This window comes from Secundilactobacillus silagei JCM 19001 (assembly GCF_002217945.1).
In the GTDB taxonomy this organism is placed as follows: domain Bacteria; phylum Bacillota; class Bacilli; order Lactobacillales; family Lactobacillaceae; genus Secundilactobacillus; species Secundilactobacillus silagei.
In genome coordinates, this window is sequence record NZ_BCMG01000015.1 from 1 (window position 1) to 21119 (window position 21119).

At 45.3% G+C, this 21119-nt stretch carries 19 protein-coding genes; 5 read left to right on the forward strand and 14 right to left on the reverse strand.

Features of this window, described 5'->3' with window-relative positions:
* The coding region (locus CES79_RS11560; protein ID WP_191983085.1) for a MucBP domain-containing protein at nt 1-1375 on the reverse strand (1375 nt) is incomplete at its 3' end.
* A gap of 103 nt (nt 1376-1478) precedes the next feature.
* Nucleotides 1479-2879: a KxYKxGKxW signal peptide domain-containing protein gene (locus tag CES79_RS11565; protein WP_089137293.1), complete on the reverse strand. Its 1401-nt coding sequence runs from the start codon at nt 2877-2879 to the stop codon at nt 1479-1481.
* A gap of 481 nt (nt 2880-3360) precedes the next feature.
* Between CES79_RS11565 and cbpA the strand changes: the two genes are divergently transcribed.
* Nucleotides 3361-4002: a cyclic di-AMP binding protein CbpA gene (cbpA, locus tag CES79_RS11570; protein WP_089137294.1), complete on the forward strand. Its 642-nt coding sequence runs from the start codon at nt 3361-3363 to the stop codon at nt 4000-4002.
* Nucleotides 4003-4307: 305 nt separating this feature from the next.
* Here cbpA and CES79_RS11575 read toward each other — a convergent pair whose 3' ends face one another.
* The 6 genes from CES79_RS11575 to CES79_RS11605 form a co-directional block, all read right to left on the reverse strand.
* Nucleotides 4308-4694 (reverse strand): type II toxin-antitoxin system PemK/MazF family toxin, encoded by a 387-nt coding sequence (locus tag CES79_RS11575; protein WP_089137320.1) that lies wholly within the window; start codon nt 4692-4694, stop codon nt 4308-4310.
* 390 nt (nt 4695-5084) lie between these two features.
* Complete coding sequence (gene alr / locus CES79_RS11585; RefSeq protein WP_089137295.1) at nt 5085-6197, reverse strand: alanine racemase; 1113 nt, start codon at nt 6195-6197, stop codon at nt 5085-5087.
* On the reverse strand, nt 6194-6556 hold the full coding sequence (gene acpS, locus CES79_RS11590; protein WP_089137296.1) for a holo-ACP synthase: 363 nt from the start codon (nt 6554-6556) through the stop codon (nt 6194-6196). The genes alr and acpS overlap by 4 nt, the downstream gene beginning before the upstream one ends.
* A 170-nt stretch (nt 6557-6726) precedes the next feature.
* Entirely contained in the window at nt 6727-8304 is a 1578-nt protein-coding gene (cshA, locus tag CES79_RS11595; protein ID WP_089137297.1) for a degradosome RNA helicase CshA, read from the reverse strand.
* 208 nt (nt 8305-8512) lie between these two features.
* Entirely contained in the window at nt 8513-9883 is a 1371-nt protein-coding gene (locus CES79_RS11600; protein ID WP_054656409.1) for a UDP-N-acetylmuramoyl-tripeptide--D-alanyl-D-alanine ligase, read from the reverse strand.
* Between the two features lie 114 nt (nt 9884-9997).
* Nucleotides 9998-10783, reverse strand: a complete 786-nt coding sequence (locus CES79_RS11605) for a hypothetical protein (protein WP_089137298.1) — start codon at nt 10781-10783, stop codon at nt 9998-10000.
* Nucleotides 10784-10956: 173 nt separating this feature from the next.
* Here CES79_RS11605 and CES79_RS11610 point away from each other — a divergent pair, with 173 nt between their 5' ends.
* Complete coding sequence (locus tag CES79_RS11610; protein ID WP_054656411.1) at nt 10957-11421, forward strand: low molecular weight protein-tyrosine-phosphatase; 465 nt, start codon at nt 10957-10959, stop codon at nt 11419-11421.
* A gap of 64 nt (nt 11422-11485) precedes the next feature.
* Here the strand turns inward: CES79_RS11610 and CES79_RS11615 are convergent, their stop codons facing one another.
* Entirely contained in the window at nt 11486-12187 is a 702-nt protein-coding gene (locus tag CES79_RS11615; protein ID WP_089137299.1) for a class A sortase, read from the reverse strand.
* 164 nt (nt 12188-12351) lie between these two features.
* Here CES79_RS11615 and CES79_RS11620 point away from each other — a divergent pair, with 164 nt between their 5' ends.
* A complete protein-coding gene (locus CES79_RS11620) occupies nt 12352-13590 on the forward strand; it encodes a multidrug efflux MFS transporter (protein ID WP_089137300.1) in 1239 nt (412 codons plus the stop codon).
* 246 nt (nt 13591-13836) lie between these two features.
* On the opposite strand, the gene CES79_RS11625 is transcribed toward CES79_RS11620, so the two are convergent.
* The 5 genes from CES79_RS11625 to CES79_RS11645 form a co-directional block, all read right to left on the reverse strand.
* Nucleotides 13837-14088, reverse strand: coding sequence for a type B 50S ribosomal protein L31 (locus tag CES79_RS11625; RefSeq protein WP_054656412.1), 252 nt, complete (start codon nt 14086-14088; stop codon nt 13837-13839).
* A gap of 104 nt (nt 14089-14192) precedes the next feature.
* Nucleotides 14193-15473 carry a UDP-N-acetylglucosamine 1-carboxyvinyltransferase gene (gene murA / locus CES79_RS11630; RefSeq protein ID WP_089137301.1) on the reverse strand — a complete coding sequence of 427 codons (1281 nt, stop codon included), beginning with the start codon at nt 15471-15473 and terminating at the stop codon, nt 14193-14195.
* A gap of 215 nt (nt 15474-15688) precedes the next feature.
* Complete coding sequence (pyrG, locus tag CES79_RS11635) at nt 15689-17299, reverse strand: CTP synthase (protein WP_089137302.1); 1611 nt, start codon at nt 17297-17299, stop codon at nt 15689-15691.
* A gap of 238 nt (nt 17300-17537) precedes the next feature.
* Nucleotides 17538-18179: a DNA-directed RNA polymerase subunit delta gene (gene rpoE / locus CES79_RS11640; protein WP_054656413.1), complete on the reverse strand. Its 642-nt coding sequence runs from the start codon at nt 18177-18179 to the stop codon at nt 17538-17540.
* A 45-nt stretch (nt 18180-18224) separates the two neighbouring features.
* The gene (locus CES79_RS11645) at nt 18225-18674 is read right to left on the reverse strand and encodes a YwiB family protein (RefSeq protein WP_054656414.1); all 450 of its coding nucleotides are present in this window, start codon (nt 18672-18674) and stop codon (nt 18225-18227) included.
* 239 nt (nt 18675-18913) lie between these two features.
* On the opposite strand from CES79_RS11645, the gene CES79_RS11650 reads away from it, so the two are divergent.
* On the forward strand, nt 18914-19738 hold the full coding sequence (locus CES79_RS11650) for a lipoate--protein ligase family protein (RefSeq protein ID WP_089137303.1): 825 nt from the start codon (nt 18914-18916) through the stop codon (nt 19736-19738).
* Nucleotides 19739-19762: 24 nt separating this feature from the next.
* Complete coding sequence (locus CES79_RS11655) at nt 19763-21100, forward strand: HD domain-containing protein (protein WP_054656416.1); 1338 nt, start codon at nt 19763-19765, stop codon at nt 21098-21100.
* The last annotated feature ends 19 nt before the right edge of the window (nt 21101-21119 follow it).

The window sequence follows — 21119 nt, forward strand, 5'->3', positions numbered from 1 at the left end:
TGCTTGGAATCGTCACATTTGCCTTGGCATCGTTTGGTGTGTAGGTCACTTTACCTGTGGTCGTTGGGTTATCAACGGTGATCGTGCCGTCGGCATTCACCGTCGCCGGTACCGTTGGCTTATCCGCTGTGTAGCCTGGCTTCACTGGTACTGTGACATCAACATGCTCGCCTGTCTTACCGGTTACATCAGGTACTGTTTGATCACCTTGGTTGCTTGGAATCGTCACATTTGCCTTAGCATCGTTTGGTGTGTAGGTCACTTTACCTGTGGTTGTTGGGTTATCGACCGTGATCGTGCCATCGGCATTTACTGTCGCCGGTACCGTTGACTTATCCGCTGTGTAGCCCGGCTTCACTGGTACTGTGACATCAACATGCTCGCCCGTCTTACCAGTTACATTAGGCACCGTTTGATCACCTTGGTTACTTGGAATCGTCACATTTGCCTTGGCATCATTTGGTGTGTAGGTCACTTTACCTGTAGTTGTTGGGTTATCGACCGTGATCGTGCCATCGGCATTTACTGTCGCCGGTACCGTTGGCTTATCCGCTGTGTAGCCCGGCTTCACTGGTACTGTGACATCAACATGCTCGCCTGTCTTACCGGTTACATCAGGTACTGTTTGATCACCTTGGTTGCTTGGAATCGTCACATTTGCCTTGGCATCATTTGGTGTGTAGGTTACTTTACCTGTGGTCGTTGGGTTATCAACGGTGATCGTGCCGTCGGCATTCACTGTCGCTGGTACGGTCGTTTTATCTGGTGTGTAACCTTCAAGTGGCGGCACATCAACAGTGACATGTTCGCCTGTCTTACCGGTTACATCAGGTACCGTTTGATCACCTTGGTTGCTTGGAACTGTCACAGTCGCTTTAATATCTTTAATGTACTTGATTGTCACTGTTTGAGGAGAATCAGTGGCTACTTTGTATGAAATTTGAGCATCTGGGGCAACCTCATACCCATCTACCTTGTAATTTTTATCAGCCGTTGACAAATCCAAAGTTGTATTGAACTTGGTCTGAATTGTTGAATCAGTTCCGATTGCAACGTTGTTTTCATCCACATGCTTGACGGTGACAGTTTCAGAGTTGGCCTTGTAGTGTAAAGTTACAGTGTTGACATTGGTAAGATTCGTCACAGTAAATGAACTGGCATTGTCAGTGTCAGTTTTTGTAAAACCAGTATCGTAGGTATATCCAGATATTTCTGGTTGTGGAATTGTTGTTGCGGAATTGAATGATCCATTCACTGTGTCATCAGGTTTAATCGTATTGCCTTTTTCATCAACATACTTAACGTTTACATGCACATGTGCAGCATCGTAAGTGTAAGTAATTGTTGTTGTTTGAGGAATGTATGGATTAATCATATTAAAATTATCGAAGTTATAAAAGTCGCTCTTCGCGGGAGTTGTTGCAGTGGCTGGAGTATATGTCAAATCGTCTGAACCATGTTTGTCAGGCGTTTTATAATCAACATGAATGGGTACCAGCATTAAGATCAGTAACCGTATAAGTAACTGTAGCATTGGTACCAGAAGATCTATGAATAATCTCAGTAATCACTTGCCCATCAGCCGTAAATGGTGACATGTAACCATTAGCATTGGAACTAGCCTGGGGTGTATATCCCTTTAGTTCAGTCGAAGGCTTAGTAGTATATTTTTGACCTGACAATCCTTTCATTGTAATTGGGTCGGCAATTTCATTTTTAGAGCCATCAACGTACTTCGTGGTTTGCTCTTGTTTCATTGGTTTAATTACCACATCGCCAGAATACGTATTGTTTCCATCCCCTGATAACTTCCCATATACATTTGAAACTACCTGAAGACCAGTATGTTTAATATATACACTTTGAGTATCATTATATATAACTGCTCCAGTATGAGAATCAGTATAACTAGCACCAGTAATTGGAGTGGTAGAAAGTACATTCCAACCAGTCCCATTTTGTTGTGAAACAACTAATACAACATCTGTTGGATCCGTTCTGCTGGTCTCAAGGTCCAAATGGTAATTTCCCAATTTACCTTCGTAGTAAACGTAATGATCTCCAGTATTCTTGACGGAAGCAGCATAACTGTCTGGATTATAGTCAGGATCACTCACACTAAACCCTTCTGGTAATTGTTCCCCACTCTTCGGCGAACCCTGCTCAAGTTTCTTCACGTTTGTGACGGTATCAGCTGTTTTAGATGTGCCCGTTGCCGCATTCTGAACTTTTCCGGCATTGTCTGTAGCATCATTAGTATCGCTAACAGTCGCATCACCATCAGCTGATTTAGCCGGTTGATCAGTTTCGTCATCAGCGGTACTTTTATTACTGTTTTCCAAATTTGTATTATTTACGGAACCACTTTCAGATTTTGATTGTTCAGTATTCACAGTACCGGTTTTGTTCCCAGTGCTTGTTGTTGGTGCAGCCTGATCCTTATTATCAGTTGATGACTGAGTTGCACTTGCATCAGTTTTGTTAGTTGATGTCGGTTGCTCTTTATCATTTGCTGGCTGAACAACGGTCCCATCAGTCTTACTACTGGATGCAGGTTGCTCTTGATCAGCTGCCGGCTGCGTTGCAGTCGCATCAGTTTTTGACACACTGCTCCCATTATTGTTTTCAGTATTGGTTGACAAGCTAACTTCAGGTTGCTGCAAGGGCTGTGCCGTTTTTACCTGCGTTGTCGGGCTCTGCTCCGTTGCGGTATCATCAGCCTTCGCTACAGCTGTGAAGCCAAACTGAGCTAATCCCAAACTCAGTGTCGTTAGGCCTGCAATTAGCCATAGTTTTCCAGCCTTATAAAGCTTATAATGTTCCTTTTTTGTACTGCAGTCTTGTTTTAAATCATGATTATCTTTTCCTAGATTCCCCATAAATGTCACTCCCCTTTTTAAAGCTTAAAAATTAAATCATCACACTAACTTATCCCCGATTACCAAACATAAACACCATCTAGCTTCCTGCATTGCTATTCGTTTATGCCCTTAATAAGTTTTGAAGCAAAACCTTTATTGAATTAAATGTATCATGTAATAACTGTTGTAGGTCACCACTAAATTTAATAGAGCCATTAAGTATGTCTACTATTAATAAAATAACCATAATACTTAAAACCAAAATTTACAATAATTAACCTCTTTTTACTTCAAAAATTTACAGTTATTGATTTTTGTTACCTGCATAGCCGTCCAGTTTCAGTTTTACAAACACAATCGCTGCTTACCTAGAATTTTAATCTAAATTAATCCCGACTTTTGGGCTCTAAGGCGCTATTCAAGTTGTTTCTACGCCTAATTTTATGGTATGATATTTTTAGTTTATTAGAGAGTTCTAATTATTAGGAGGTTACACCCAATGTTGTTGAAATCCTTGATCAAGCCTAAGGAGCGGTTGGTGACCGTTCAGGAAAACGTCACCTTAGAAGAAGCTCTGAAGATACTTGAAGATTCCGGTTATCGCTGTGTACCAATTTTAGATGAAACCGGCACGATTTTCCGGGGTAACATCTATAAGATGCATATCTATCGGCACAAGTCGCGTGGCGGTGATATGCAATTACCCGTCACGACCTTATTGAAAAATGCCACCAAGTTTATCAAAATTGACGCTGCTTTCTTCAACGTCTTCTTTTCGATCAAGGATCTGCCATATATCGCCGTTCTCGATGCTGAGAACAAATTTTACGGTATTTTGACGCATACCCGGTTAATGGACATGCTGTCACAATCGTGGAACGTTAATATTGGTTCTTACGTCCTCACCGTTGTTTCACCGGGAACCCGTGGTGACTTGGTGGGTATCGCAAAGATCATTACTAAATATACCAATATCGCTAGTGTCATCAGTCTTGATGCCCGCGATGGTGAATTAGTGCACCGCATTATGTTCACCTTACCCGCTGACGTTGATAAGACTAGGCTTGACCGCATTGTACGCGCACTGGAACGCAAAGATTTCCAAGTCCCAGAAATTGAAAATTTAAACCACGAAATATAGCCTTGTAATCATCAATTTTAGAGTGTGTGACAAAACTCGGTAGATTCCAGAATTTAACTCAAAAAAGCCGTTCCGGCGAACTTTGTCGGAACGGGTTTTTTTGAGTTAAATGGCCGGAATCTGAGTTTTAGAACACGATTAGACTATATTGAAGTATTGAACAAATGGTCATTTTTTTGCTATTTTCAGTTAAGAAGACAGTTAAAATACTTACCAATATAGACTTATGTCACGGCCTCTTGTTGTCAAAAAAAGACGCCACCCCGTTTTAAGGATGGCATCTTGCACTATGTAATTAACCAAAACTAGACTCGCTTATGCTGCTTATAATCACTTTTTTTATTTAAGCCGATACTGACTTCTAAACCATGGTCAACTTGTTGCATCGTGACCTCATCCAGTTGCGCAACGTGGTCTTTAAGCCGTTGCTTATCGATCGTTCGAATTTGCTCCAGCAAAATGACCGAATCTTTTTCGATTCCTGTATGATGGGCCTTTATCGCCACGTGCGTTGGCATTTTCGGTTTGGAGATCCGAGCTGTGATTGCGGCTACGATCACGGTTGGACTATAGTGATTACCAATATTGTTTTGAACGATCAGCACCGGTCTCACGCCCCCCTGTTCTGAGCCGACCACGGGCGATAAATCAGCGTAATAAATGTCCCCCCGCTTGATCTCATCATTTGCCATTTCTTCATCCCCTATCTTAACGTCGCTCACAGTTGTGGGTCCTCCAAATATAACCGAGCAACTTCATTTTCACATGGCAGGTATTCTTGAACAATTGCCGCGTTAACCGTACTCATCTTCTGATAACCGCTAATTAAAGACGCCGTTACGTTTACCAGATCAGCAGTTAGCTGACAGTCTGGAAAGTTAAGGCTATTGATTAAGTGCTTAAATTGTCGCAAGGGCAGTTGAGAATGATAAACGCGCTGTTTGGTAATTATACCTCGTATGTTATAACTTCTCATTATGGACTCCTATTTCTCCGTTACTTATTCATATAATTCTACCATTGACGTCAACAAAAAAGAACCCCTTACCCAGTTTTGCCTGGATAAGGGGTGCTGTTTAACTTTAATTAATATAAGTTCGCTTTAATCGCTGGGTAAAACCGCAGGCAATTTCGTAATGAATGGTGCCGCAATAGTCGGCTATATCCTGCAAGCTGATGACCTGACCATGATCTTCGCCAACTAGGGTCACCGTAGTGCCAACCGGATATTTCTGAGGCAGACGAATCATTAGCTGATCCATGCAAATGCGACCAATAATTTCACAAAATTCACCATTGACCAACACGTGAAAACCTTGAAGCCGCCGTTCGTAGCCGTCAGCATAACCAATCGGCAGGGTCGCTACCCATTCATCTTGCTGAGCCGTATAAGTTGCCCCATAGCTCACGGAGTAGCCCTTCGGCAGCTGTTTGACGTACACCATTTTAGTGGTTAGACTCATCGCCGGCTGTAATGTAAAGGGGGCGGTTAATTCCGTACCAGAAGGATTCAGGCCGTACGCCGCCACACCGTAGCGAATCATGTTGCCGTTGCAGGCGGCGTGCCATAAACTGGTTGCTGAGTTCGATACGTGCACGTATTTAGGGCGCTTAGGTAAGACGGCCATAAAGGCTTTCCACCGGTCGATCTGCTGTTCAAAGTAGGCCGTGTCAGCGGCATCCGCCTTCGCAAAATGGGTAAAGATCCCTTCAAAATTAAATTGCGCCTGGTCATCGAGATACTGAACCGCTGCGCGCAACTCTGCGGGATGTTGAAAACCGATGCGTCCCATGCCAGTATCCAGCGCTAAATGAACCGCTAATTGGTGATCCGCTGACAGCGCGTTAGTTGCCGTCTTTAGCCAGTCGATCGAACCCACCGTTGCTGAAATATGGTGAGCTGCCATCACGTCAGCATACTGCGGCTCAGTAATACCTAATACTAAGATGGGCTGCATAAAGCCTGCTTCTCGCAACGTTAACGCTTCATCTAAAATCGCCACACAAAAGCCGGTAGCACCCGCTTTTTCAGCCGTTCTTGCCACCTGAGTGATCCCGTGACCGTATCCGTTAGCTTTGACCACCTGAAACAACTCAACTCCTGGCTTTAACCGGGCCTTCTCCGCTGCAATATTATGGTAAATAGCCGCCTGATCGATCACGAGCTGAGTAGGCCGATGAATCCCAATTGTCATTTTGTGAACTCTCCTTCTAGTAAGACTTGTGTCATCACTAATTGACGTGTGTGTGAGATCGAAACAAACCCCTTACCCTTAAACGGCTGTTTTACCAGTTCGGGTTTGCCGAACTCATTATCTAGTATTTCAACATCTTGAAACGATACCGCTTTACCAATACCGGTTCCAAACGCCTTACTATAGGCTTCTTTAGCAGACCAGCGACCGGCCAAAAATTCCGCACCGCGTTTATCATTCAACGTTTGATAAACCGCAACTTCATTCGGTGTCAGCACTTTTTTGACGAACCGTTCCTGATCAGCAACATCGACGATACGGCCGATTTCTTCAATATCTACACCAATTCCGTATATCAAGCCGAAACCTCACTTTCGCACTGTTTTCGTAGCCTTAATTTTACCACACTCACACATGGGGTAACATGACACCTACTCACGCTTGGTTGATGCTTTTTCACTCGCAAATTTTAACGACTAGACAAAAAATCTCTCAGGCAAATTGCCTAAGAGATTTCTTTAGTTATAAATTAGTCTTTTTTACGGATCGTAAACCCGTGCTTGTTACCACCGCTGTTTTTATGGTCGCGGTGATCACGATGATCACGGTTACCACCATGATCTCGGTTACCGCCACGATCATGACGGTCCTTGCTAGAACCATAGCGATGATGGGAATCGTTGTTGCGACCGCCATAGTGACGACCGTTACCGCCACGGCCATGGCCACCGCCATGACCGCCTCGGCCACCACGATAGTTCCGACTACCGCCGCTACCCTTGTGACGAGGTAATGGACGTTCTGGGGTGATCTTAACGGGTACTTGGTTGGAGTTGTCCTTAGTTAAGTCGTTCAAAAGTGCAGCAACTAAGTCAACTGCTTCATACTGGTCAAGCAATTTAGAAGCCATATCGGCGTATTTATCAGTATCGGTTTTTTCAACCAGATCCTTAACCGTTTCTTCGGCATTGCTTAATTGTCCAGTGAAGGCATCTTCTTCCGAAGGTGGCTTCAATGGCAGCATCCGCACCTTAGTTAACTTTTCAATTTCACGTAGGTAATCCATTTCGTTTGGTGTGACGAAAGTCAATGACACACCATGGTGCCCGGCACGGCCAGTACGGCCGACACGGTGCACGTAACTGTCAGGATCTTGAGGAATATCGTAGTTAAAGACATGGGTAACATCTTCAACATCGATCCCACGAGCAGCAACATCGGTTGCCACTAAGATATCCAGCTTACCATGCTTGAACCGGTTCAGAATCTGTGAACGGCTCTTCTGTGTTAAATCACCGTGAATCCCAGCAGCGTTATAACCGCGGGCTTCAAGGCCACGAGAAATTTCATCCACCCGACGCTTAGTCCGAGTGAAGACGATACTCAAATCAGGTGCTTGCACATCGAAGATCCGAGTCATCACATCAAATTTTTCGTAATCTTTAGCACGAACATAGTACTGGTCAATCAGATCAGTGGTTAATTCTTTAGCTTTGATCTTTACGTGGTGTGGTTCGTGCATGAACTGCACGCCAACCCGTTTAATTTCTGCTGGCATCGTAGCTGAGAACAGCATCGTTTGTCGTTCGTCAGGTGTTTCCTTGATAATCGATTCAATGTCATCTAAGAATCCCATGTTTAACATCTCATCGGCTTCATCCAAGACCAGCATCTTAACGTGGTCTAGTTTAACTGTCCGCCGGTTCATGTGATCCAGCAGACGGCCTGGTGTTCCGACTAAGACTTGGGGGTGATTCTTCAAGCTGTTGATTTGACGACGAATATCGGCACCACCGTAGACAACCTGAACCTTAGCATGTTCTTCCTTACCCAATTGGAAAATTTGTTCCTGGGTTTGAATGGCCAATTCACGCGTTGGTGAAATGACTAATGCTTGAATGTGGGGATCATCCCGGTCGATGTTTTGCAAAATAGGTAATGCGAAGGCCGCAGTCTTCCCAGTTCCTGTTTGTGCTTGACCAATAACGTCTTTACCTTCCAATACCATTGGAATGGTTTCTGCTTGAATGGGGGTTGCTTCCTCGTAACCGTTACGTTCAACGGCTTCAAGTAAGGCTTTTGTTAACCCGAGTTCTGAAAACTTCAAATAAGTATCCTCCTAATAGGCTTTTGCAAAGGGAATAAGACTATGAGAAATCCGTCTCGTGCTGCGTCATATTCCCCGTTAGAAATGTTTAAGTTCGAAAAAATTACAACTAGAGTATCATACATCACGCTACTGATAAAAGCAACAACTAATATTCATAACAATTGAAAACAACCGTTCCCAATGACTTCGGGGGACGGCTGCTAGCTTATTGCAAAGCGGCTAATACGTTTTCAAGGTGAATACCATGGCTCCCCTTGATCAACACAATATCGGTTGGTTTGAGATCAGCCTTTAGCTGCGTCATTAACTTTTCCTGTTCATCGGTACCATATAAATGCAGGTGTGCTGCATCGAATTTGTCCTGCAAGGCTGTGTACAAGGCCTTCATATGCGGGCCAACTAAGTAAACATCCTGGATCAACTGCGGATCAAAAGCGGTTTGAAGCCCAGCGTGTAAGGCATCCGCCTGATCGCCTAATTCCAGCATATCACCTAACACAACACGCCGTTGACCATGAGTCGCCACCTTAGAAAAAGCGGCCATGACTTCTTTAACGGCTGTTGGATTAGAATTATAAACGTCACTGAGAATTCGCTCGCCCGCACTGCCGTCGATCCATTCAGCCCGGTTCTCCGTCAGATTAAGGTTCGTAAACGCCTTAGCAACTGCTTGCGGTGAAATGCGGTACAGCTTGGCGACACTTAAAGCTGCCAGCGCGTTATTCACGTTATAGTCACCGATCATGGGAACGTTCATTTCTTGATCTGGCCACTCATTAGCAGTAAACGTTGTCTGAGTATCCGTGTCCTTAACGGCTGTCGCGTACATATCGTCATCCTTGGAACGGCCAAATGTCCGTTGACGCTGAGTAATTTTTTTAGCCCGTTCAACTAATAGCGGTTCGTCACCATCGTAAATAAACGTGCCGTCTTCTTTGAGGCCGTGAGTAATTTCCATTTTAGCATCGGCAATTTTATCCCGCGTCCCAAAGAATTCAATGTGGGCTTCACCGATCATCGTAATGATGGCAACATCGGGTTCTACTAAGCGGCTCAAAAAGTCGAGCTGGCCTGGCCGATCCATTCCCATTTCAATTACCAGTACCTCAGTATTGGGCTCCATCGACAGAATCGTCACCGGGACGCCGATTTCGTTATTGAAATTCTCCATGGTTTTCGTGACGTTAAACTGGGTAGCAAGAATCGCTGCCACCATATCTTTAGTCGTCGTTTTACCATTAGAACCGGTAATCGCGACTACCTTAGGATTGATTTTTAATAAATAATGTTGACTAAGCGCCTGTAACGCCTTCAAAGGATCTTCAACGACCAATACCGGTAAATCCGTTGGCGCCTCACCGTGGTCAGCTTTCCAAAGTGTCGCTACGGCACCGTTTTTCAGCGCGTTTTGAACGTATTCATGACCATCGCGTTCACCCTCCAAGGGCACAAACAAAGCCCCGGCAGTTAAATGACGACTATCAAATGCGACACTGGAAATCTCAATTTCATTCCAAGCACTCGTATCATTTTGAGCCGAAACTGCTTTTGCAATTTCACCAAGTTGCATCTTCATTGAAAACAATCTCCTATTTTTGTCTCGTTTTTTGTTGCACATCGCTTATCATTATACCACGACCAAGCCACCAAAAAACGGCGTATATCAAGCTGTAGCCTTGACCCACTCCGCTTACAGATCCATTTCGTTTTCGGTAAAGGGTGTTTCATCAGTAATGGTAATTCCCCACTGCTTCTGTTCAACATCGTAACTCAACGTACCGACCTGCTGGGTAGTCTCATACACGTCCATGCGGTCATGCCACCAGTTTTGCCGTTCCGGATGTTCTTGCAGGCGCAGTGGGATCAAGTAGCGCCGGTGCCGCTCAATCGCCTGATCAAACGCAAATATCAGCCCTTCGGAAAAGACCGTTTTTAATTTTTGAATGATTTCATCGGGCACGTCACTGACAGAAAATGGCCGGTTAAACATCATCCAGCGATTACTGTGCAGCAATCTGAGGTGCCGCTTTAATGAAACATCCAGAATATGCTCAAAGGTCCCCATTTGCCGGTAATAGACTTTTACGAAACCGCTAGTGGTCGCCAGATACGCATATTGATTTTGTAACTTTGAATACAGTGGAAGGTGATAATGCGTGCCCATATGCGCCATGTATAATAATTCCGCAATTTCACTAGGCATCATTAAATCAAGATCATCGCTTTCGTGATAATCTAGCCACATCTTCGGCGAATCGGTTCTGGACAGCAAAAATTCACGCACTGAATTTTGACCCGTCACCGTTTGAAACCGGGTGTGGCCATTAACTTGATTGCCCTCAAGCAGGCCATCGATCAGTACGATTCGTTGCGGCACATCGGGCATCCCATTCACAAAGTCAGCCGACGTAATGCCATACGATATAACGAGATTATTCACCTGTTCCCAGTTGATATAGATAAAATTACCTTGCATCACTTTTCCCACATTCTCTCACATTATAGACACTTTTATTGTACTACGAAATAACGCTGAAATGGACGCTAAACATTTAATCCATTTAAATTTGTTGCCCTCGCTCAAGTGCTTGACGTTCCGGCCATTATCCCATAACATGAGGGGAAAATCACTCTAAAGGAGTCGTCACCATGACTAACGTACTTTTTGTCTGTTTAGGGAATATCTGCCGCTCACCAATGGCTGAGGCCATCTTTAAAGACCTCGTTTTAAAAGCTGGCCTGCAAGATCAAATTCAAGTGGATTCCTGCGCCACCAGCAGTGAAGAAGATGGCCACAAGCCCCATCCCGGTGCCCGCAAAGTGATGGCAGCTCACGGACTAGACTACAGCTATATGCATTCCCGGCCCATTACCCGGCAAGACTTTGACTGGGCCGATTACATTATTACCATGGACAGCCAAAACGTCTTCAACCTTAACCAGATGGCACCTGCTCAGGATCGCAGTAAGATTCAGCTGTGTCTAGATATCCTGCCTGATAAACGGGGACAAGACATTCCTGATCCCTGGTATACTCATCGATTTGAATATACCTACCAAGTTTTATGTTCTGCGCTGCCAGCTTGGCTGGATAAAATTAAGTCTGCTCGTTAAGCTAAAAAGCCACCTAGTCAGTCAATTTTGACTGATCAGGTGGCCTTTTACTACTAAAACGGCATTACTTATTGTTAAACTTAGCCGCAAACTCTTTTTGAACCTTGACCGGCGTGTTTGATAACTTAGCCGTATGCGTCAAGCGTCCGCGAATCAGTAAGCGCCGCGCCCCAGTTGCGTCGCAGGTCACTAACGTAATGATGTTTGATTTCGTCTGGTTCACCACGTCAACCCGCGTTGCGGCAATGAATTCTCGTCGGTAAACCTTAAAGGTGTACACTTTCTTCATATCCGTCGTATAGATCGTATCGCCTACTCGAGTCTTAAAATACAGCGGCGAAAACAAAATGTCTTTACGAACCATATGGTGCCCAGCCAGTGGGTAGTTACCGTGCCCCATTCTCTGGTCAGCCCGCATGGTCCCAGCCGAAAGGGCTAACGTTGTGTTGGCAACCCCCTTAGCAATTGGCAGGTGGATTTTAGACTTGGGCACGACGATCTGGCCCACTGGCAGGATCTTTTGCGAATTCAGCCGGGCTTTAGCGACGGTTGAAAAGTTCAGTGATTTAGCGTTTTTAAAATTAAAATTGGCCTTTTTTCGGTCGTTATTAGCCGCCGTTTTAGCCGTCACTTTCGGCTGATAGGAACTGACCATGTAATTTTTAATCTGCTGGTTAAAGATCAGTCCCAAAGAAATCAGTACCAGTAGTGTCAGACCAATTCGATACAGCCATTTTGAAAATTGGCGTCGTCCTTTATTTTTCATTTTATTCCCCACTATCCCTATGGCATCATTTATGAAAGCGGTCCACATCATTTAGCACTCAATGAGTATATCTTGGTTATCGCCAGGAAAAGTGCTACTCTTTATCTTACTGCTCTATTTTACTCGATTGAAGAATTTTTTGAAAGAAAGAAGATTGATATTCATTGACTGAACCAGAACCTGCTGCCGTCAAGCCGAAACGTCCCGTTTGGCGTCGCAACTTATTCGTCCTGTGGTTTGGTACCTTTATGGCTGGCCTTGCTTTTAGCGAAATCATGCCGTTCTTATCCCTTTACGTGGATACGTTAGGTAACTTCACCAAGGATCAACTTAATTTATATTCTGGCATTACCTTTTCGGCAACCTACTTGGTTACAGCTGTTGCCAGTCCAATCTGGGGCCGGCTGGCCGATCGCAAGGGCCGCAAATTAATGCTGTTGCGGGCCTCGCTCGGAATGGCCCTTGTCATGGGACTCATGGGTGCCGTGACTAACGTGTGGGAACTCATGGCCCTGCGTTTTATTCAGGGAATCTTTTCCGGCTACATCAGTAACGCCAATGCGCTGATGGCGACTCAAGCTCCCAAGAGCAAAAGTGGTCAGGCACTGGGGACCCTATCCACCGGGTACGTGGCCGGTTCACTATTTGGTCCGCTGGTCGGCGGGGCTTTAGCTGAAGTTTTCTCCTACCGGGTCACCTTCTTTATTACCGGTGTCCTGTTACTATCCGTCTTTTTAGTCAGTTACTTTTTCGTCACGGAATCGTTTACCCCGGTTAAAAAGGAAAACATGCTGTCAAGCAAGGCGGTTCTGGGCGTCATCAACCATCCTAAATTGATCTTAGGGATGTTCATTACGACCTTAATCATTCAGGCTTCCAACATGTCAATTTCACCGATTTTATCCCTGTATGTCAGAGAAATTATGCCTAAGGGGTCGGCGATTACGCTGTTTAGCGGCATTGTTGCTGCCATTCCGGGGGTCGCGACCCTCTTTGCGGCACCGCAACTGGGCCGGTTAGGCGACAAGATCGGGACGGAATTGATTTTATCGATCGGTTTTATTTTTGCCATTTTGGTCTACCTGCCAATGGCCTTCGTGACCAACGTCTGGCAGTTAATGTTCCTGCGGTTTCTTATCGGAATATCAAACGCAACGATGCTGCCAGCGGTTCAAACCATCCTCTCGAAAAATACGCCACCGCAAGTCACTGGCCGCATCTTTAGCTGGAATCAATCCTTCCAAGCGGTGGGCAGCGTGCTGGGACCCATGATCGGTTCAACGGTGTCAACAATGTTTGATTACTCGGGTGTCTTCATTTCGACTTCGATCCTGGTCCTGTTAAACTTCTTGTTAGTTTGGCATAATACGGCTAGTTTGAGGAGAGGGCATTTGAAGCGTTAGAGTGTGGAAGCAAGCGATTAGAGAGCGACATGTAAGCCGATTAAGGCAGAAATCCCGAACTTGGATTTATGGCTTAATTGGCTTACATACAGCTCTCTAATCGCTTGCTGGAACACGTTTCGGCAATATAAAATAAATGAGCCACATCTAACAAAGCGTGCGTTAGATGTGGCTCTTCTATGTCTCTAAATAAAAAAGTCAACAAAAAAGCCACCCACACCAAGTGTAAGTGGCCAATGGTTAAGATTAGTCGTTTTTGAGACCGTACTTCTTGTTGAAACGATCCACAGCACCATCTGCTTGGGCAAACTTTTGCTTACCAGTGTAGAAAGGATGTGAGTCAGAAGAAATTTCAACACGAATCAATGGATAAGTGTTGCCATCTTCCCATTCGATTGTTTCGTCAGAAGTTGCGGTTGAACCTGACATAAATTTGTAACCGGTACTTGAGTCTTGGAATACCACTTGGTGGTAATCTGGATGAATTCCTTTTTTCATAATTGTTTCGCTCCTTTGCCCTGAATCATGTACTGAAACAGAGATTGATTGTTATCGTCAACCTAAATAGAATATCATAAGAATTAACCTAATTCAAGTCACTCTTATAATTCTTCAACGCGATCAGTATCTTCAATTTTCACGTCAGCGTTCAATGCCGTCATTTTTTCAACGATACTGCCATAGCCCCGTAAAATATTTTCGGCACTGGTTATTGTTGTTGTTCCGTCTGCCATCAAAGCCGCGATCATCAATGCGGCACCGGCACGAATCTCACCGGCATCCACGGTAGCACCAGTCAAATGATCAGTGTGATCAACGATGACCATGTCCTTTTCGGGACGGATCTTAGCCCCCATCTTCTTCAGTTCGGGGACGTGCTTTAACCGCTGCGGATAAATCGTATCAACGATGACGCTGCTCCCCTTGGCCATCAGCAGCAACGGCGTAATTGGCTGTTGCAGATCGGTGGCAAAACCAGGGAAAGGCAAGGTCTTAACCTGAATTGCCTTTAAGTTTTTCGAAGGCCCTACGTAGGCAGAATCCTCACCAATTTGCAGATCAACACCCATTTCGATCAGTTTGGCCGTAAATGATTCCAAATGTTCCGGAATGATGTTATGAATCTGGACCCCGTCACCCATAGCAGCTGCCATAGCCAAATAAGTTCCCGCTTCAATCCGATCCGGAATAATGGTGTGGACGTTAGTGGCCCGTAAAACGGGGACCCCTTCGATACGGATCACGTCGGTTCCCGCGCCACGAACATGAGCACCCATGTTATTCAAAAAGGTGGCAATATCAATAATTTCAGGCTCTTTAGCCGCGTTTTCAATTGTCGTGAGACCATTGGCTTTAACGGCTGCCAAAATGGTGTTGATCGTCGCCCCAACGGAAACGACATCCAAGAAGATTCGCGCCCCGTGCAGTCCATCTTCACCGGTAGTGATTCGGACGGTTCCATGACTGTCCTCTACTTCAGCACCCAGTGCCTTAAAAGCCTTGATGTGCTGATCAATTGGCCGGGGACCGATGTTGTCACCACCGGGAAAGGTCAGGGTTGCCCGACCAAACCGGCCCAGCAGTGCGCCCATAAAGTAATAGGAAGCGCGTAAGCTCTTAATGGCTCGGCTAGGCATTGGTGCTTCCACGATTTCAGTGGGATCGATCGTCAAAACGCCGTCAACAAACCTAGAGTGCACGTTCATGGACTCTAAAATCAGCATCAGGTTATGAACGTCTAAAATATCTGGTACCATATCAAATTTAACTGGTGTATCTGCCAGGATTGCCGCTGGTATTAGTGCGACCGTACTGTTTTTAGCGCCACCGATGTTGACGCTGCCTGACAGGCGCTGTCCACCGTGGATTATCATTTTTTTCATGACATAATTTCCCTCTACTATAAAATCGTGCTTCGCTGCAGTCTTAACTAATCATAAATAATGAACAGTTAAAATACAATAGTTTACTGCTGATTCCCTTAAATTGTAATATTTGAAGCACGAATGTCATTGAAAATTATCCCAAATAACAAACAAACGTCTTATTAACGGCAAAAAGCCACGCAATCATGTCGACCGCGTGGCTTAAACCTGCTCTACTTTTCATCATGCTGATGATTAGCAGCCGCAACAAATGCTTTGAATAGTCCTTCAGGTCGGTTAGGACGGGAAAGAAATTCTGGGTGATATTGAGCGGCAACAAAGAATTTATTGGTTGGCAGTTCAATGACTTCAACCAAATGATCGTCAGGAGAAGTCCCAGCGAACACTAAGCCCTTTTTACTCATCTCATCACGGTAAGCATTGTTGAATTCGTAACGGTGACGATGACGCTCTGAAATTTCGGCTTGATTATCGTATGCCGCTGCCGTAACCGTGTTCGGCTTCAGCTTGCATGGATAGGCCCCCAGCCGTTGGGTACCACCCATATCCTCCACGTCAGTTTGATCAGCCATCAAGTCGATCACGTTGTGCGTGGTGTTAGGATCCATTTCAGTTGAGTTCGCATCTTTGTAACCCAGGACATGGCGGGCAAATTCAACACTGGCCATTTGCATCCCCAAGCAGATGCCTAAGAATGGCACGTTATTTTCACGGGCGTATTGAATCGCCGTGATCATGCCTTCGATACCACGATCACCAAAACCACCAGGAACCAGTAGTCCATCGGCATCCTTTAAGGTGTCCGCCACGTTTTCCGGCGTCACTTTTTCAGCATCGATCAGGTGCAGATCAATCTTCGCATCCAGTGGATAGCCCGCGTGTTTCAAGGCTTCCGCCACGGAAATGTAAGCGTCTTGAAGCGCCACGTATTTACCAACTAAAGCAATCGTGATCGTCTTCTTTAAATGATTGATCTTATTGATCATGACTGACCATTTAGCCATGTCAGAAACCGGTGCCTGTACGTGCAAATGATCTAAGACCAGCTGATCCATGCCCTGTTTTTGCAGGCGCAGCGGTACTTCATAAATGGTATCAACATCCATTGATTCCACCACGGCCTCGCGCTTCACATCACAGAAGAGCGCAATTTTATCACGCATGGCATCCGTAATCGGCTTTTCAGTTCTCACGACTAAAATATTGGGCTGAATTCCTAACCCTCTTAACTCACGAACACTGTGTTGAGTTGGCTTCGTCTTCATTTCACCAGCCGCCCGCAAGTAAGGAATTAACGTTGTGTGAATGTAAACGACGTTATCGCCACCAACTTCGGCCTTCATCTGACGAATTGCTTCCAGGAATGGCTGAGACTCAATGTCACCAACCGTCCCACCAATTTCGGTGATGACGATATCCGCGTTAAGCGTCTTCCCTGCCCGCATAATCTTTTCCTTGATCATGCCAGTAATATGCGGAATCACTTGAACCGTTGCGCCAAGGTAGTCACCGTGACGTTCTTTTTCCAGTACTTCTGAGTAGATCTTACCAGTCGTGACGTTAGAATACTTGTTGAGGTCATTGTCAATGAACCGTTCATAGTGACCAAGGTCCAAATCGGTTTCAGTCCCGTCATTAGTAACGAAGACTTCACCATGTTGATATGGACTCATAGTACCAGGATCGACGTTAATGTAAGGATCAAATTTTTGAATGGTCACATTTAACCCACGGTTCTTAAGCAGGCGTCCAAGAGATGCCGCAACAATTCCTTTACCAAGTGAAGAAACCACACCGCCGGTTACAAAAATATATTTGGTCATTGTATAACTCCTCATAGATTAGTTTAGGGAAAACAATCGTAAACCAATAAAAAGCTCCCTATTCATATTGAATAGGGAGCGGTTGTTCCGAACGTTGACCTTGCGATTGCTCGTAAGGTGCCCAAAAAACATAATACCTTGTTGTTAGTTTTGCGTCAAGTCAAAAGTCATTAAGAATTTAAAACCGAGTGACTTTCAGGGCACAAAAAAACTCAGCTCGTGAGCTGAGTCCATCAAACTATTTGCCTGACTTGTCGTCGTCATCCGAGTCGTCGAAGTCATCATCATCTTCATTAAATTCTGACAATTGACCTTCAATACCATCTGGCATGGAGTCGTCATCGTCATCATCGTCGCCGTCATCGATATCTGCTAAATCATTCTTGTACTTACCAAGTTCTTTAGAGTTATCGTCGGTGTCGTCATCGTCATCATCATTGTAGTCAGCATCAAGATCGTCATCATCGACATCAACGTCGTCTTGATCTTCAGGATCGTCGTCATCGTAATCGATAACGTCATCATCATCGGCCGAGTCAGCTAAGAAAGCATTAACCTTCTTGTGCTTCTTCGTCTTGGGATGATCTTCGTCTTCTTCTGCACCAACCGTTGCTTCATCGATTGATTCGAAGGGATACCAAGTCCGTAAACCCCAGACGTTATCACCTAACGAAATGAAACTGCCATCAATGTTCAAATCAGTATAGAATTGAGAAAGCCGCTCGCGAATTTCCTTATCCGAGTCACCCAGGTATGCCTGAACCTCATTGGCTAAGTCAACAAACGACATGGCATCCCCACGCTCAGATAAAATGGCGTGAGCTACTTCAATCATCGATAATTCGTTTTTATTTTGGCCTTCTAAGACTTTTAATTCCAAACTGGTGCACGTCCCTTCTCACAGTCTACGAAATACTATACTCGATTAAACCGTAAATTGCAATCGAATCTTGTAATTTCCTAATAATTGTTCACCCGCATAAAGGAGGTAATCAATTGCTGCTGAACCGCCAAATGGCCGTTCATGAAACCCAACCCGCAATTGTGGTGTGACCGTTTCAACTGGCACTAATCCATACGGGGTCCGGTACGTTGCCCGAATCCGTTTGCCCGCACTAAAGTGCATCCGTAACCGGTTAGTCCCGTTACGGGTCAGCGTGACGTCACCGTTAGGCAAAAATTTAATGGTCACTGGTACGTTACTATCTTCATCATCGTTATCAGATTCCGGTTCCTGATACCGTAAATAAATTGTCTCACCGATTTGAACGATCTGGCCCTCGACATCAATTGCATAATCAGAGGCTTGGCCATCTTGCACGGTATGAGTCGTTAAGTGAATGCCAACTGGAATGCTGGTTGACAAGTCATCCATTGCAACCCTTCCTTTCCATTTTTAATACGCTGTGTTCATTATAACGCTTTTAGCCAAGAATTTGCACGATTAAACTCCACTGGTATTGGGCTGGTAACTCACCCGATAAACGCCTTTATTATCCCCTTTATCACGGGTCAGACTGGCTAAATTAATGGGCTAGTCCAAAATTAGTGACGTGCGCTTTAATTTCCGTTATAATGAATAAAGAACTGTTCTTATAGTCAACGAGGGATACTATGAAAAAACAAACGTTGTTTTCATCTCTACAAGTGATCGATACACCATTAACCAGTGACAACAAACTGGCCGCTTTTGGCATGACCAATGCTTTATTGGATCTTTGCGGCGATACTGATCAGGCCTTACTGCATTTTTGGACGTTGCCGCCAACTTTGATTCTCGGTCTAAAGGACCGTCACCTGCCGGAACTGCCAGCTGCTTTAAAAGCCGTTGCCAGTAATGGTTATGACCATTTTATCCGTAACTCAGGCGGTTTAGCGGTAGTCAGTGATGGCGGTGTCTTAAACGTTTCGCTGTTTATTCCGCAAACCGCTGCCCAGCATTTATCAGTGGATGACGGCTACGAACTCATGAAACAATTACTGCGGCAGACTTTTCCTAGCCTGTCGATTGAAAATCACGAGGTCGCCCATTCCTATTGTCCTGGTGATTATGATCTCAGCGTCAATGGCAAAAAGATCGCTGGTATCTCCCAGCGGCGCAGTACTAAAGCACTGGTGGTGATGGCTTACATCAGTATCTTGGGTGACCAAGTTTTTCGTGGCTCGCTGGTGCGTGAATTTTACGATACCGGCTTGGCTGGCCATACCAACGAATTAGGCTTTCCAGAAGTCTGGCCGGATACCATGATCAACGTGGCCGATGCCTTGCACCAGCCACTCACCCTCGATGAAGTCAAGGGAGCTATGCTGGCCGCGTATCAGGCTCAGGATATCCAACTGGATCGTGATACCCTGATGACCAGCACCCAGTCACCGGCATTTCAAAGAACTTATAATAAAGAACTCGCTAAGATGCAAAAACGGCAGCTTGGCATTTAACTCTTAAAGGAGGCAGTGTCTACATTGCCATATCAAGCAGAACGGTTGCCCCGCGAAAAAGTTTTCCGCGATCCCGTTCATAACTATATCTATATTCAGCACCGGATCATTTTGGATCTGATCAACACCAAGGAATTTCAGCGACTGCGGCGGATCAAACAGTTAGGGACCGCATCGTTAGTCTTTCATGGCGCTGAGCATACCCGGTTTACACACTCGCTGGGAGTTTACGAAATTACCCGGCGGATCTGCGATAACTTCCAGCGCAATTATCCGACGCAAACACCAGGTGATGGTCTCTGGGACGATAACGAGCGCCTGGTTGCCCTCTGCGCTGCCCTGTTACATGATATTGGGCATGGACCGTACAGCCATACCTTTGAGCACATTTTTAAGACCGACCACGAAGCCATCACGGCTGAGATCATCACGTCTCCGACCACTGAGGTCAACCAAGTGCTGCGTCGTGTCAGCCCAGAATTTCCGGCTCAAGTGGCATCCGTGATTCAAAAGACCTACCCGAACCCGCAAGTCGTGCAAATGATTTCCAGTCAAATTGACGCTGACCGGATGGATTACCTGCTGCGGGATGCTTATCATACGGGAACTAAGTACGGTACCTTTGACCTGACCCGTATTCTGCGAGTCATGCGGCCCTACAAGGATGGCATCTGCTTTGAAATCAGCGGAATGCACGCGGTTGAAGACTACATCGTCAGCCGCTTTCAAATGTATCAGCAAATTTACTTTCACCCGGTTTCCCGCTCGATGGAAGTCATCTTAAACCATCTGCTGAAACGGGCAAAAGAGGATTACGAATCAGCTAGTAACCGTAACGAACCAGCTGCGCCTTACCTGCTGTTTCCCTTCTTCAATCATGAATTTAACTTAGAGGATTACCTCTTGTTAGATGACGGGACGCTGACCACCTACTTTGCGCATTGGCGCCAATCCAGTGATCCCATCTTGGCCGACTTAGCGCACCGCTTTTTGGATCGCAAGCCACTAAAATCCGTCAAATTTGACGAAAAGACTAAATCACTCATTCCTGAGTTACGCCAATTGATTGAAAAAGCCGGCTTTAATTCCACTTACTATACGGCCATCAACGACAGCTACGACTTGCCCTACGACGCGTACGAGAAGCCCACAGCACAGATTGAACTGATGCAAGCTGATGGTCAGCTCATCGAACTATCCACTGTGAGCGCGCTGGTCAATGCCATTTCCGGCAAATTCTCAGGTGATCAGCGGTTCTTCTTTCCCAAAGAGATGTTGTCTTCTAAGCAAGACAACGTCGAACTTTTCGACCCCATTTACAAAGCCTTTCAGACTCATCTGCATAACGACTATATCATTTAACTAATTAAGGAGCTTACTC